The following is a 16,663-nucleotide window of genomic DNA, read 5'->3' on the forward strand; positions in this document are numbered from 1 at the left end:
ATTACCGTCCGAACCGAACGCGCCATCGGGCCGTGTGGACGAGTGGGGGCCGCGAGTCGTCATGAAGAGCGAATCAGCATTCACCGATGGAAATGCGGAACGCGACGGCGTCGCCATTGTCGGTATCGCCTGCCGGCTTCCCGGCGCGGACGATCCGACGGCCTTCTGGCGGCTGCTGGCGGACGGCCGCGACGCCATCACCGAGGCACCCGCGCACCGCTGGGGGAGCCCCGACGGCCGACCGCGCGGCGGCTACCTGGACCGGGTCGACGGCTTCGACCCCGGCTTCTTCGGCATCGCCCCGCGCGAGGCGGCCACCATGGACCCGCAGCAGCGGCTCATGCTGGAACTCGGCTGGGAGGCGCTGGAGGACGCGGGCATCGTCCCGGACACCCTCGCCGGCGCCCGAGCAGGTGTCTTCGTCGGCGCGATCGGTGACGACTACGCCACAGTGACCCGCCGCCTCGGGGTCGACGGCATCACCCCGTGGACACTCACCGGCACCAACCGGGGCATCATCGCCAACCGGCTGTCGTACGTCCTCGGGCTACGCGGCCCCAGCCTCACCGTCGACGCGGCACAGGCGTCCTCGCTGGTCGCCGTCCACCTGGCGGCGGAGAGCCTGCGCGAGCGCCGCTGCCAGGTCGCCCTGGCCGGCGGGGTCAGCCTCAATCTGGTCCCGGAGAGCACCCTCACCGCCGCCGCGTTCGGTGGCCTGTCGCCGGACGGGCGCTGCTACACGTTCGACGCCCGGGCCAACGGCTACGCCCGCGGTGAGGGCGGCGTGGTGCTCACCCTCAAACTGCTCACCGACGCGCTCGCCGACGGCGACCAGATCTACGGCGTGGTCCGGGGCAGCGCGGTCAACAACGACGGTGGTGGCGACAGCCTGACCACGCCCACCAGCGACGGTCAGCGCGACGTGCTGCGCGAGGCGTACCGGCAGGCCGGTGTGGACCCGGCGGTGGTCCAGTACGTGGAGCTGCACGGCACCGGCACCCGGGTCGGCGACCCGGTGGAGGCCGACGCCCTCGGTGCGGTCCTCGGGGTGGCGTCCGGCCGGCGGCAACCGCTGCTGGTCGGGTCGGCGAAGACGAACGTCGGCCACCTGGAGGGTGCGGCGGGTGTGGTCGGGCTGCTCAAGACCGTTTTGGCGCTGCACCATCGGGAGCTGCCACCGAGCCTGAACTTCGCCACACCGAACCCGCGCATCCCGCTCGACGAGCTGCGGCTGCGGGTGCGTACGGAGCACGGGGCGTGGCCGGAGTCGGAGCGGCCCCTCGTCGCCGGGGTGAGCTCGTTCGGTATGGGCGGGACGAACTGCCATGTGGTGCTGTCGTCGGCACCGCCCCGGCCACCCGTGGCAGACGCGACCGAGACCACCGCACCCGTGGCGTGGCTGTTGTCCGGGCGGACCCCGGCCGCCGTTCGGGCCCAGGCCGGCCAGTTGCGCGACGCGCTCGCCGCAGATGCGCGGCCGGTGGACGTGGCGTACTCCCTCGCCCGGCACCGCACCGGCTTCGACCACCGGGCGGCGGTCGTCGGAGCGGACCTGACCACCCTGACCGAGCGCCTGGCCGCCCTCGCCGCCGGCGACTCACCGGTGCACCGGGTCGGCGACGGCAAGCTCGCGTTCCTGTTCGCCGGCCAGGGGTCGCAGCGGGTCGGGATGGGCCTCGACCTCGCCGACACCTACCCGGTGTTCGCGGCGGCCTTCGACGCCGCCTGCGCCGACCTCGACGCGCACCTGGACCGTCCGCTGCGCGAGGTCGTCGCGGACGGATCCGAGCTGGACCGGACCGTCTACACGCAGGCCGCCCTCTTCGCCTTCGAGGTGGCGTTGTTCCGGCTCGTCGAGTCGTTCGGAGTCACCCCGGACTACCTGGTCGGGCACTCGATCGGTGAGATCGCCGCCGCGCACGTCGCCGGCGTGCTGTCCCTTCCCGACGCGGCGAAGCTGGTCACCGCCCGGGGTCGGCTGATGCAGGAACTACCGGCGGGCGGCGTGATGGTCGCGGTGCAGGCGGCCGAGACCGCGGTGCTGCCGCTGCTCACCGACGGGGTGTCGGTCGCGGCGGTGAACGGCCCCCGGTCGGTGGTGCTCTCCGGTCACGCCGACGCGGTGGCAGAGGTTGCGGCGAGGTTCGAGAAGACCAGGCAGCTGCGGGTCAGTCACGCCTTCCACTCGGCGCTGATGGAGCCGATGCTCGCCGCCTTCGCCGCGGTCGCCGACACGCTGACGTTCGCGCCCCCGCGCATCCCGATCGTCTCCAACGTGACGGGGCGGGTCGGCGAGACGCAGGACGCGGCCTACTGGGTGCGGCACGTGCGGGAGGCGGTCCGCTTCGCCGACGGGATCGCGACCCTGGAAGCCGAGGGCGTCACCACGTTCGTCGAGATCGGCCCGGACGGGGTGCTCAGCGCGATGGGCGCCCACTGCGTGTCTACCGGCGCGTTCGTCCCGGCCCAACGCCCGGACCGCCCGCAGGCGGAGACCTTCGTCGCCGCCCTGGCCAAGCTGCACGGCCGGGGCGTCGCCGTCGACTGGACGCCGTCGCTGGCCGGCGGGGTGCGGGTGCCGCTGCCCGCGTACGCCTTCCAGCGGGAGTCCTACTGGGTGTCCGAGACCGCCGACGAACCGGCGGCGCCGGCCGAGCGGAGCGCCGCGCGTTCCGAGGACGACCTTCTCGATCTGGTACGCACGCACGCCGCCTCGGTCCTCGGTCACCCGGACCCGTTCACCCTCGACCTCACCCACTCGTTCAAGCAGCTCGGCTTCGACTCGCTGACCGCCGTGGAACTCCGCGACCGCCTCGGTGCCGCCCTCGACCTCGCGTTGCCGGCCACGCTGCTCTACGACAGCCCGGACCCGGTCACGCTCGCCCGGTGGCTGCACAGCGTGGCGGGCGGCGTCGATCCCTCGACCGTGGAGGAGTCCGCGCAGCCGGGGCGGCCCAACGCCGACGAGCCGATCGCTGTCGTCGCGATGGCCTGCCGCTACCCCGGTGGCATCACCGAACCCGAGGAGCTGTGGCACCTGGTGTCCGGCGGCGGCGACGCCATCACCGGCTTCCCCACCGACCGGGGTTGGGACCTGAGCGCCCTCTACCACCCGAACCCCGGCCAGCCGGGCACCAGCTACACCCGCTCCGGCGGTTTCCTGCACGACGCCGGCGAGTTCGACCCGGGCTTCTTCGGCATCTCCCCGCGCGAGGCGTTGGCGATGGACCCGCAGCAGCGACTGCTGTTGCAGGCCTCCTGGGAGGCGGTGGAGCGGGCCGGCATCGTGCCGGGCGCGCTGCGCGGCAGCCGCACCGGAGTCTTCGTCGGCGCCACCTCGCACGAGTACGGCGCACGCCTCGCCGAACCCGCCGACGGCCTCGACGGCTACGTGTTGACCGGAAGCACGATGAGCGTCGCCTCCGGCCGCATCTCGTACGTGCTCGGCCTGGAGGGTCCGGCGCTGACCGTCGACACCGCCTGCTCGTCGTCGCTGGTCGCCCTGCACCTGGCCGCCCAGTCGCTGCGCCGGGGGGAGTGCGAGCTGGCCCTGGCCGGTGGCGCCACGGTGATGGCCGGCCCCGGCATGTTCGTCGAGTTCAGCCGCCAGCGTGGCCTGGCCGGCGACGGCCGCTGCAAGGCGTTCGGCGCGGGTGCCGACGGCACCGGGTGGGGCGAGGGCGTCGGAGTCCTGGTCCTGGAACGGCTCGCCGACGCGCAGGCGAACGGTCACCAGGTCCTCGCCGTGATCCGGGGCAGTGCGATCAACTCCGACGGTGCGTCCAACGGTCTGTCCGCCCCGAGCGGCCCGGCCCAGCAGCGGGTCATCCGGGCCGCCCTGGTCGACGCCGGACTCACCCCGGCCGACGTGGACGTGGTCGAGGCGCACGGCACCGGCACCGTCCTCGGTGACCCGATCGAGGCACAGGCGCTGATCGCCACCTACGGCGCCGGCCGCGACGGGGCCGAGCCGCTGTGGCTGGGCTCGCTGAAGTCCAACATCGGCCACACCCAGGCCGCCGCCGGTGTCGGCGGCGTGATCAAGATGATCCTCGCGTTGCGGGCCGGGGTGCTGCCCCGCACCCTGCACGCCGACGAGCCGTCACCGCACGTGGACTGGTCCGCCGGCACCGTGCGGCTGCTCACCGAGCCCCGCGACTGGCGGCGGACCGACCACCCCCGCCGGGCCGCCGTCTCCTCCTTCGGCATCAGCGGCACGAACGCCCACCTGGTCCTCGAAGAGGCACCGGACGTCGACCGGCCGCCCCGCCCGGCCGTGCGCCGGACCGTGCCGGTGTTGGTGTCCGCCCGTACGCCGCACGCCCTGCGCCGCCAGGCCGCGCGTCTGCGCGAACGGATCGGGGAGGACGACACCCACCTGGCCGACCTCGCGTACACCCTGAACGTCACCCGGACCCGGTTCGAACATCGCGCTGTCGTCCTCGCCACGACACCATCGGACCTGCGCGACGGACTGGCCGCCCTGGCCGACGCCCGGTCGGCGGCGAACGTCGTCACCGCCCACCCGGCCGAGCCCGGCCGGGTCGCGTTCGTCTTCCCGGGACAGGGTTCCCAGTGGCTGGGCATGGCCGTCGAACTGGCCGACGCCGAGCCGGTGTTCCGCGAGCACCTGAGCGCCTGCGGTGCGGCACTGTTCCCGTACACCGGTTGGGATCTGTTCGCCGCGCTGCGCGGCGGCGACGACGCGCCGTCGCTGGACCGGGTCGACGTGGTCCAGCCCGCGCTGTGGGCGGTGATGGTCTCCCTGGCCCGGCTCTGGGAGGCCGCCGGTGTCCGGCCGGCTGCGGTGATCGGGCACAGCCAGGGCGAGGTCGCCGCCGCGCACGTCGCCGGCGCGCTCACCCTGGACCACGCCGCCCGCATCGCGGCCCGTCGCAGCCAGGCGATCGTCGCGCTGGCCGGGCGGGGTGGGATGCTCGCGGTCCAGGCGTCCGTGGCCGCCGTGGAGCCGGTCCTGGCCCGCTGCGGCGGCCGGATCAGCGTGGCCGCCGTCAACGGTCCCACCGCCGTGGTGGTCGCCGGGGAACCCGCCGACCTGGACGACCTCGAACCGGCGCTGGCCGCCGCGGGCATCGAGGCGAAACGCATCAAGGTCGACTACGCCTCGCACTCGGCACACGTCGAGGCGATCCGCGACGAGCTGCTGCACACCCTGGGCGCTGTCGAACCCCGCACCGCCGACATCCCGTTCTACTCCACCGTCTACGGCTCGCGGCTGGACACCACCGAGCTGGACGCCGACTACTGGTACACCAACCTGCGCCGGCCGGTCCGCTTCGCCGAGACGGTGAACGTGCTGCTGTCCGACGGGTACCGGGCCTTCGTCGAGGCCAGCCCGCACCCGGTGCTCGTCGCGGCCGTGCAGGACTCGGCCGACGAGGCCGGAGTGGACGCCGCCGTGCAGGGGACGTTGCGACGCCACGACGGCGGCCCGGACCGGTTCCGGGTCGCGCTGGCCGAGGCGTACGCGCGCGGGCTCCCGGTGGACTGGACCGACCTCACCCCGCACGGCTCGCTGGTGGCGCTGCCCACCTACCCCTTCGAGCGGGACCACTTCTGGCATCACCCGGTCGTGCCGGGCAGCGCCGACGACCCGGCCAACGACCCGTTCTGGGCGGCCGTGGAGCGGGGCGACGCCGCCACGCTCGCCACCGACCTGGCCCTGGCGCCGGGCGCCCTGGACGAGATCGTGCCGGTGCTGGCCGCCTGGCGACGCGAGCAGCGGGTCCGCGCCGGTGCCGCGGGCTGGCGCTACGTCGTCCAGTGGAAGCCGCAGCCGGACGTCACTGTCACCGCCGGCGGGCACTGGATCGTCGCCGTGGCCGCGTACGACCCGAGCACCACCGCCGTCCTCCAGGCCCTCGGCGACGCCGGGCTCACCCTCGACGTGGTGGTCGTCGCCGCCGACGCCGACCGGGCCACGCTCGCCGAGCGGCTCACCGGCAACGCCGACGGCGTCCTGTCCCTGCTCGCCTTCGCGCAGGGGGCTCTCGGCGAGGGGCTGCGCCGCACCCTGACCCTCACCCAGGCACTCGGTGACGCCGGCGTCGACGCCCCACTCTGGCTGGTCACCCGTGGTGGCGTCGACACCGGGCCGGCGGACCGGGTGGACGACCCCGAGCAGGCCCTGATCTGGGGTCTCGGCCGGATCGTCGCCCTGGAACACGCCGAACGGTGGGGCGGCCTGGTCGACCTGCCCATCGACCTCGACGAGCGGGCCGTCGAGCGGCTGCTCGCCGTCCTCGCCGGGGACGACGGTGAGGACCAGGTGGCCATCCGGGTCGACGGTCGCTACCTGCGCCGCCTCGGCCACGCACCCCGCCCGGCCCGGCTGGCCGGCGGCCCCGGGCCGGACGGACCGGTGCTGGTCACCGGCGGTACGGGTGCCCTCGGCGCCACCGTCGCCCGCTGGTACGCCGAGCGCGGCGCGCCGCACCTGATCCTGCTCAGTCGGCGCGGCCCGGACGCGCCCGGTGCCGCCGACCTGGTCGCCGAACTGGCCGCACTGGGCGCCACCGCCTCCGTGGTGGCCTGCGACGCCGGTGACCGCGACGCCCTCGCGGCGGTCCTCGCCGCGCATCCGGTCAGCGCTGTCGTGCACGCCGCCGGCCTGCTCGACGACGGCACCGTCGACACCCTCACCGCCGACCAGGTCGACCGGGTGCTCGCCGCGAAGGTGGCCGCCGCCCGTAACCTCGACGACCTCACCCGGGACCGTGACCTCAGCGCGTTCGTGCTGTTCTCCTCGATCGCGGCGAGCATCGGCATCCCGGGACAGGGCAACTACGCGCCGGGAAACGCGTACCTCGACGCCCTGGCGGAGCAGCGCCGTGCCGACGGCCTGCCCGCCACCTCGATCGCCTGGGGTCCGTGGGCCGGCGGCGGCATGGCCGCCGACGCCGCCGTCGGCGACCTCATGCAACGCCACGGCATCACCCCGATGGACCCGCAGATCGCGCTCGCCGCCCTGCAGCAGGCACTGGACGACGACGCCACCACGCTCACCGTCGCCGACCTGGACTGGGACCGGCTGGCTCTGGCGCTCACCGCCGGTCGCCGCCGCCCGCTGATCGAGGACCTGCCGGAGGTGCAGCGCGCCGTCGGTTCCGGCGCGGTCACGTCCCACGCGGCCGGTGGCCCCGCGGAGAGCCTCGCCGCCGCCCTGGCCGCGCTGCCGGAGGCGGCCCGCGAACGGGCCCTGACCGGCCTGGTCCGCGAACAGGCGGCGCTCGTGCTCGGCCACGCCGGCCCGGACGCGGTCGACCCGAACCGCCCGTTCCGCGAGCTGGGCTTCGATTCCCTCGCCGGGGTCGAGCTGCGCAACCGCCTGCGGACGGTCACCGGCCTGCGCCTGTCCACCACACTGGTCTTCGACCATCCCACCCCGGCCGCCCTCGCGGCACACCTGCACGACGAACTGACCGGAACGCTGCCCGCCCAACCGGGCGACGACCCCGCCACGGTACGGGTACCCGACGAGCCCATCGCGATCGTGGCGATGGCCTGCCGCTACCCCGGGGACGTCACCTCACCCGCCGACCTGTGGCGGCTGCTGGACGACGGCGGGGACGCGATCGGCGGCTTCCCCGCCGACCGAGGGTGGGACCTGTCCGGGCTCTACCACCCGGACCCGGACCACCCGGGCACCTCGACCACCCGGCACGGTGGGTTCCTCTACGACGTCGCCGACTTCGACCCCACCCCGTTCGGCATCTCCCCCCGCGAGGCCCTGGCGATGGACCCGCAGCAGCGGCTCCTGCTGGAGACCTCGTGGGAGGCGTTCGAACGGGCCGGCATCGACCCCGCGACGCTGCGCGGCCGGCACGCCGGGGTGTACGTCGGCCTCACCTACCAGGACTACGCGTCCCGGGTCCGGCAGGTGCCCGCCGACCTGGAGGGCTACCTGCTCACCGGCAGCACCGCGAGCGTCGCCTCCGGCCGGATCGCGTACGCGTTCGGCCTCGACGGCCCCGCCGTCACCGTCGACACCGCCTGCTCGTCGTCGCTGGTCGCGCTGCACCTGGCCGTGCGGGCACTGCGGGCCGGCGAGTGTGACCTGGCGCTGGCCGGTGGCGTCGCCATCATGTCCACCCCGCACATGTTCGTCGAGTTCAGCCGTCAGCGTGGCCTCGCCCCGGACGGCCGCTGCAAGCCCTTCTCCGCCGACGCGGACGGCTTCGGCTCCGCCGAGGGTGTCGGCATGCTGCTGGTCGAGCGGCTCTCCGACGCCCAGCGGCACGGTCACCCCATCCTCGCCGTGGTCCGGGGCACCGCCGTCAACTCCGACGGCGCGTCGAACGGCCTGACCGCCCCGAACGGCCCCGCCCAGCAACGGGTGATCCGGGCTGCGCTCGCCGACGCGGCGCTGACGCCCGGCGACATCGACGTGGTGGAGGCGCACGGCACCGGCACCCCGCTGGGCGACCCGATCGAGGCCCAGGCGTTGCAGGCGGCGTACGGGCCGGACCGCCCGGCGCAGCGACCGTTGTGGCTGGGCTCGGTCAAGTCGAACCTGGGTCACACCCAGGCCGCGGCAGGTGTCGCCGGCATCATCAAGATGGTCGAGGCGATGCGCCACGAGGTGCTGCCCCGCACCCTGCACGCCGAGACGCCCAGCCCGCACGTGGACTGGGCGGACGGCCCGCTGCGACTGCTGGACACCGCCCAACCGTGGCCGGCGGACGTGCCGCGCCGGGCCGCCGTGTCGTCCTTCGGGATCAGCGGCACCAACGCACACGTGATCCTGGAGGCTCCCGCCGGAGTCGGCCCCGTACCGGCCGTTGCGCAGGCGTCCCCTCCCGTCGTACCGCTGGTGCTCAGTGGGCAGTCGGCCGGCGCGCTGCGCGCCCAGGCGGGTCGCCTCGCGGACCGGCTGGCCGACTCGGGCACACCCCCACTGCTCGACACCGGCTGGACCCTGGCCGCCGCCCGGACCGCGTTCGCGCACCGGTCGGTGCTGCTCACGAACGAGAGCGACGCGGTGGGCGCGCTGCGCGATCTGGCGGCAGGCCGGGACCACAGCGGCGTCCACACCGGTGAGGTACGGGCGGGAGGTCTCGCCTTCGTGTTCTCCGGCCAGGGTTCGCAGCGCCGGGGCATGGGCTTGGACCTGGCGTCGTCGTTCCCGGTGTTCGCGGAGGCGTTCGACGCGGCCTGTGCCGAGTTGGACCGGCACCTGGACCGGTCTATCCGCGGCGTCATCGCCGAGGGCGACGACTTGGACCAGACCGTGTACACGCAGTCGGCGTTGTTCGCCGTCGAGGTGGCGTTGTTCCGGCTGGTGGAGTCGTTCGGTGTCAGGCCGGATTTCCTGGTCGGGCACTCCATCGGTGAGATCGCCGCCGCGCACGTCGCCGGGGTGCTGTCCCTGCCCGATGCGGCGAGGCTGGTCACGGCCCGGGGTCGGCTGATGCAGGCGTTGCCGGCCGGTGGGGTGATGGTGGCGGTGCGGGCGACCGAGGCGGAGGTGTTGCCGCTGTTGACCGGCGGGGTGTCGATCGCCGCGATCAACGGCCCGCGCTCGGTGGTGCTGTCCGGCATCGCGGACGAGGTCATGGCCGTGGCGGCCCGGTTCGAGAAGTCGAAGCGGTTGCGGGTGAGTCATGCGTTCCATTCGGTGTTGATGGAGCCGATGCTGGCCGAGTTCGCGCAGGTGGCGGAATCCCTGGCCTACGGGTCGCCGCGCGTCCCGGTGGTGTCGAACGTGACCGGGCAGGTCGCGTCGTCGCAGGACGCGGCGTACTGGGTGCGGCACGTCCGGGAAGCCGTGCGGTTCTGCGACGGCATCACCACCCTGGAGGGTCTCGGCGTCGCCACCTTTGTGGAGATCGGCCCGGACGGGGTGCTGTCCGCGATGGGCGCGGACTGCGTGAGCGACGCGGTGTTCGTACCCGTGCAACGATCTGACCGGGACCAACCTGCCACGTTGCTGACCGCGCTGGCGCAGGTCTTCGTGCGCGGCGTCGCTGTCGACTGGACGCCGTGCCTGACCGGCGGGCGACTGGTCGACCTTCCCACCTACCCCTTCCAACGGCAGCGCTTCTGGCTTGAGGACGACACCGCCGCCGACGCCGCCGACACCCCGTTCTGGCAGGCAGTCGACCGCGGCGACCTCGCCGACCTGCTCGGCGTCCCCGACGACCGCCCTCTCGACGAGGTGCTGCCCGCGCTTCGCGCCTGGCGTCGCCAGGGCACCGACCTCGGCCTGCGCTACCGCGTCGACTGGCCGGTCCGCGACGTCACCACCGCCCCCCGCCCCGGCCGCTGGCTGGTCGTCGTCCCCGACCTCGACCTCCCGGTCACCGCGGGCCTCCTGGCCGCCGGCGGTCCCGACGTGATCGCGGTGCCGGCCGACGCACTGCCCACCATCGACCCGCACGAGGTCGCCGGCGTGCTGTCAGTGGTCGCCCTGGACGAGCGCCCCGACCCGGAGCACCCACACCTGTCCCGTGGCCTGACCGGCACCTCGACGCTGCTGCGCGACCTTCCGCAGGGCACCCCGCTCTGGGCCGTCACCAGCGGCGCGGTACGCGTCGGCGACGAACCCCGGATCAGCCCACACCAGGCCACCGTCTGGGGGTACGGCCGGGTCGCCGCCCTCGAACTCCCCGACACCTGGGCTGGTCTCGCCGACCTGCCGGAGAACCCCGACGCGCACACCCTCGCCCGACTCTGGGCGGTGGTACGCAGCACCACCACCGAGGACCAGGTCGCCATCCGGGGCACCCGCGTGCACGTCCGACGCGTCGTACCGGCCGCCCCGCCCGCGACCCCGACCACCTGGTCGCCGCGCGGCAGCGTCCTGATCACCGGCGGCACCGGCGCGCTCGGCGCGCACGTGGCCCGCTGGCTCGCCGGAGCCGGCGCCCCCCACCTGGTGCTGACCAGTCGGGCCGGCGCGGACGCCCCCGGCGCGGACCGGCTGCACGCCGAACTGACTGCGCTCGGCGCCCGGGTCACCATCGCCGCCTGCGACGTCGCCGACGCCGACGCCCTCGCCGACCTGCTCGACACCATTCCGGACCTGACCGCCGTCTTCCACACCGCCGGCGCACTGCGCTTCGCCGGAGTGCTCGACGACGACCCGGCCGGGCTCGCCGAGGTCGCCGCCGCCAAGGTGGCCGGCGCCGCCCACCTGGACCGGCTCCTCGCCGACACCCCGCTCGACGCGTTCGTGCTGTTCAGCTCGATCGCCGCGCTGTGGGGCAGCGGCGAGCAGAGCGGGTACGCCGCCGCGAACGCGTACCTGGACGCCCTCGCCGAGGACCGGCGAACCCGTGGCCTGACCGCCACCTCGGTCGCCTGGGGCCCCTGGGGCGACGGCGGCATGGTCGACGCCGGCACCGAAACCCTGCTGTTCCGGCGCGGTCTGCCGGTCCTCGACCCGCAGACCGCGATCGCCGCGCTACGACAGGCGGTGGACGGCGACGAGACCTACCTGGCCGTCGCCGACGTGGACTGGTCCCGTTTCGCCCCCACCTTCAGCGCCGCCCGGCCCCGGCCGTTGATCGGCGACCTGCCGCAGGTGCGGGCGCTGGTCACCCCGACCGTCGAGCCGACCGCCACCCCGCTGGGCGAGACGCTGGCCGCGCTGGCACCGGCCGAACAGGAACACCACCTGCTCACAGTGGTGCGCGGCGTCACCGCCGCCGTGCTCGGGCACGCCGGGCCGAACGCTGTCGGTGCGGAGCAGGCGTTCCGGGAGATGGGCGTCGACTCGCTCACCGGTGTGGACCTGCGCGACCGGCTACGCCGCGACGTCGGCTTCGCGCCGCCCGCCACCCTCGTCTTCGACCACCCGACCCCGCTCGCGGTGGCCCGCTACCTGCGCGACCGGCTCCTCGACCAGCCCGCCGCAGCGGCACCGGTCCCGGCTTCGACGGTGACACCCGACGACGACCCGATCGTCGTGGTCGGCATGTCCTGCCGCTTTCCCGGCGGTGTGCAGGGGCCCGACGACCTGTGGCGACTCGTCGCCGACGAGGCCGATGTCATCTCCGGTTTCCCCGCCGACCGTGGCTGGGCACTGGACGCGCTCTACCACCCGGACCCGGACCACCAGGGCACCGCGTACACCCGCTCCGGCGGCTTCCTGCACGACGCGGCCGACTTCGACGCCGACCTGTTCGGGGTGAACGGCCGCGAGGCCCTGGCGATGGACCCGCAGCAGCGGCTCCTGCTGGAGACCGCCTGGCAGGCCCTCGAAGACGCCGGCCTGCCCCCGCGCGCCCAGCGCGGCCACCGCACCGGCGTCTTCGTCGGCGGCGCGCACCTCGGGTACGGGGAGGGCGCACCGCCACCACCCGGCGTCGAGGGATACCGCCTCACCGGCAACGCGACGAGCGTGATGTCCGGCCGGGTCGCCTACACCTTCGGCTTCGAGGGGCCTGCCGTCACCATCGACTCGGCCTGCTCGTCGTCGCTGGTCGCCCTGCACTGGGCGGCCCGCGCGCTGCGGCAGGGTGAGTGCACGCTCGCCCTGGCCGGCGGTGTCGCGGTCATGTCGAGCCCGGCGGTCTTCGTCGAGTTCAGTCGACAGGGTGGACTCGCCCCGGACGGCCGGTGCAAGGCCTTCGCCGCCGGTGCCGACGGCACCGGTTGGGCCGAGGGCGTCGGGTTCGTGGTCCTGGAACGGATGTCGGACGCCCTGGCCAACGGGCACACGGTGCTCGCCGTGGTCCGCGGCAGCGCGGTGAACCAGGACGGCGCGTCCAACGGCCTGACCGCCCCGAACGGGCCCGCGCAGCAGCGGGTGATCGTGGAGGCGCTGGCCGACGCGGGTCTGTCCACGGCGGACGTCGACGTGGTGGAGGCGCACGGCACCGGCACCACGCTCGGCGACCCGATCGAGGCGCAGGCGCTGCTCGCCACGTACGGGCGGGGTCGGCCGGCCGCGCAACCACTGCTGCTGGGCTCGCTCAAGTCGAACATCGGGCACGCCCAGGCCGCCGCCGGCATCGGCGGGATCATCAAGATGATCCAGGCGATGCGGCACGGCCTCGCGCCCCGCACCCTGCACGTGGACGAGCCGACACCGTATGTGGACTGGTCGGCCGGCGCGGTGCGGCTGCTGACCTCGGCGCAACGGTGGCCGGACACCGGTCGGGCCCGCCGTGCGGCAGTCTCGGCGTTCGGGGTCAGCGGCACCAACGCCCACGTCATCCTCGAACAACCGGAGCCGGTCGCCCAGCCCGAGGTGACCGCCCCGGACCCGGTCCCGGCGACGCGGCAGCTCCCGTACGTGCTGTCCGGACGCTCCGACCGGGCACTGCGGGCCCAGGCGGAACGGCTCCTCGCGGCCGGCGTCACCCGGCACGTCGAGGCCGGCGCGGGCGTGGCCCTTGCCCGCTCCCTGGCGACCACCCGCTCCGCCCTGGACCACCGGGCGGTCGTCCTGGCCGCCGACGCCGACGCCCTGCGTACCGGCCTGCACGCCGTCGCGTCCGGCGAACCCGACCCGTCGGTCATCGGTGGCACCGCCACCGCCACCGGCAAGCTCGCCTTCCTCTTCACCGGCCAGGGCAGTCAACGCCCGGGCGCGGGCCGCGGCCTGTACGCCACCGAACCGGTCTTCAGCGCGGCGCTCGACGAGATCAGGGCCGCCTTCGCCCCGCACCTCGGTCGCCCGCTGCTCGACGTCATGTTCGCCGAGCCGGGCACCGGTGACGCGGCCCTGCTGGACCGCACCGAGTACACCCAGCCGGCGCTCTTCGCCCTCGAAGTGGCCCTGTACCGCCTCCTCGAAGCGCGCGGAGTGACAGCCGACTACCTGCTCGGGCACTCCATCGGGGAACTCGCCGCCGCGCACGTCGCCGGTGTGCTGTCCCTGGCCGACGCCGCCCGGTTGGTCGCCGCGCGGGGCCGGCTGATGCAGGCGCTCCCGTCCGGCGGCGCGATGGTGGCGATGCAGGGCACCGAGGCGGAGATCCGGCCACTGCTGACCGGCGACGTGTCGATCGCCGCGGTCAACGGACCCGACTCGGTGGTCGTCGCCGGAGACGCGGACACGGTCGACCTGATCGTCGAGCGGTGGCGTGCGGACGGACGACGGGCCAAGCGGCTCAACGTCAGCCACGCCTTCCACTCCGCCCACATGGACCCGATGCTCGCCGAGTTCGGCCGGATCGCGGCCGAGCTCACGTACGCGCCGCCGACGATCCCGCTGATCTCCGACCTGACCGGCGAACCGGTCGGCCGACCGGACGCCGACTACTGGGTACGGCACGTCCGCGAGGCGGTGCGCTTCGCCGACGGGATCACCGCCCTGGACGACCGGGGAGTCACCGCGTACTGCGAGATCGGCCCGGGTGGGGTGCTGACCGCGCTGGCCCGGGACTGCCTGCCCCCGGCGCGGCGGACCGACGCCGTCCTGGTCACCGCGCTGCGCGGCGACCGGGCCGAACCCACGGCTGTCGCCGAGGCGGTGGCCCGCCTGCACGTCGGCGGGGTGCCGATCGACTGGACGGCCGCGCTGCCCGGCACCGGGACCGTGCCGCTGCCCACGTACCCGTTCCAGCGCCGCCGGTTCTGGATCGCCCCAGCGGCGGGCGGCACCGGCGCGGACTCGTCGGACGCCCCCTTCTGGTCCGCCGTGCGGCACAACGACCTGGAGACCCTCGGCGCGATGCTCGGCGACGCCCGGGTGGCGGAGGTGGCGCAGGCGCTACCCGCCCTGGCCGACTGGCACCGGGGCCGTCAGGCCCGCGACACCGCCGACCGGCAGCGGTACCGGGCGCAGTGGGAACCCGTCGCCATGCACGGCACCGCCCGTCTCGGCGGGACCTGGCTGGTCGCGCTCCCCGGTCCGGCGGACGCGTACGCCCGTACCCTGATCGACGCCCTGACCGACGCCGGCGCCCGCACCCTGCCGGTGGTGCTGGACGGCCGTGACCGGGCGGCGATCGTCGCCGAACTGGGCGCGGTGGCCGAGGTCACCGGTGTCCTGTCGCTGCTCGCCCTGGACGACCGGGAGATGCCCGGACACCCCGGGGTGCCCAACGGGCTGGCCGCCACCCTGGCGTTGATCCAAGCCGCCGGGGACGCCGGCCTGGACGCGCCACTGTGGGCCGTCACCCGGGGTGCGGTCGCCGCCACCGCCGAGGTCACCGACCCGACCCAGAACGCGGTGTGGGGCCTCGGCCGCGTCGCCGCCCTGGAACACGCCGCCCGCTGGGGTGGCCTGATCGACCTGCCGGACCGCGTCGACGGTCCAGCGCTCTGCCGGGTGCTCGCCGACGGCGGTGCCGACCAGGTGGCTCTGCGCGACGCCGGTACGTTCGTCCGCCGCCTGGTCCGGGCGCCGCTCCCGGCCGGCACCCCGACCCGCTGGACACCCCGCGACACCGTCCTGATCACCGGTGGCACCGGCGCGCTCGCCGGGCACGTGGCCCGCCGACTCGCCCAGGACGGCGCCGGCCACCTGGTCCTGGCCAGCCGACGAGGTGCCGACGCCCCCGGCGTGGACGACCTGACCCGGGAGCTGACCGCGCTCGGCGCCCGGGTCACCGTGGTGGCCTGCGACCTGACCGACCGCGACGACGTCGCCGAGCTGCTCCGCCGGGCCGACGCCGACGCGTTGCCGCTGCGCGCCGTCGTGCACACCGCCGGCATCGGCGACTCGGTCCCGCTCGACGAGACCACCCCGGAGCTGCTCGCCGCCATCGTCGCGGCGAAGATCGGCGGCGCCCGGCACCTGGAGGACCTGCTCGGCGACCGCGACCTGGACGCCTTTGTCTGCTTCTCCTCCATCTCCGGCGTCTGGGGCAGTGGCGGGCAGGCCGCGTACGCGGCCGGCAACGCCTTCCTCGACGCGTTCGCCGAACGACGCCGGGCGAGGGGGCTGGCCGGCAGCGCGATCGCCTGGGGGCCGTGGGGCGAGGGCGGCATGGTCGCCGACACCGGCACCGAGGAGCACCTGCGGCGGCGCGGCCTCACCCCACTGGTCCCGGCGGCGGCGGTCGACGCCTTCGCCCGCACCCTCGACCACGGCGACATCGCCGTCGCGGTCGCCGACGTCGACTGGGCCCGCTTCGCTCCCGCCTTCACCGCCGCCCGTCCCAGCCTTCTGCTGGACGGGGTCGAGGAGGCCCGTACGGCGGTCGTCGAACCGGCCGTGCCGGTGCGGGCCGCCGGGCCGATCGACGGGCTCACCGACCTGCCCGAGGCCGAACGCGGGCACCTGCTGCTCGACCTGGTCCGGACCGAGACGGCCACCGTCCTCGGCTCGGACGGCGGCTTCGAGGCGAACCGTGCCTTCCGCGAACTCGGCTTCGACTCGCTGACAGCTGTCGAGATGCGCAACCGGCTCACCGCGGTCACCGGGCTCAGCCTCCCGGCCACCCTGGTGTTCGACCACCCGACCCCGGCGGTGCTCGCCGCGCACCTGGACACCCTCCTGATGCGCGAGCACCGGCCGACCGCGCCGACCCTGGCGGGGCGGCTCGACGACCTGGAGGCGGCCCTCGCCGCCACCGGTGTCGACGACGCCGAACGGCCGGCCCTCGCGGCCCGGCTACAGGCGCTGGCACAGCGCTGGGCCGCCACCGAGGAACCGGCGGAGGTGGTCGGCGACGAGATCGGCGACGCGACAGCCGACGAACTGCTCCAGATCATCCAGAACGAATTCGGCAGATCTTGATCCGCG

General features: G+C 74.8%; 1 protein-coding gene. It reads left to right on the forward strand.

What is annotated here, in order from left to right; genetic code table 11:
- Window positions 1-61 precede the first annotated feature (61 nt).
- On the forward strand, window positions 62-16,657 hold the full coding sequence (locus tag O7614_RS14440) for a type I polyketide synthase (protein WP_278138962.1): 16,596 nt from the start codon (window positions 62-64) through the stop codon (window positions 16,655-16,657).
- Window positions 16,658-16,663: the final 6 nt, after the last annotated feature.

It is taken from the genome of Micromonospora sp. WMMD961 (genome assembly GCF_029626145.1).
GTDB lineage: Bacteria > Actinomycetota > Actinomycetes > Mycobacteriales > Micromonosporaceae > Micromonospora.

Excerpts from the sequence above, each read along its gene's own strand:
- O7614_RS14440 (WP_278138962.1), top strand. The coding sequence starts at position 62 with ATGAAGAGCGAATCAGCATTCACCGATGGAAATGCGGAACGCGACGGC.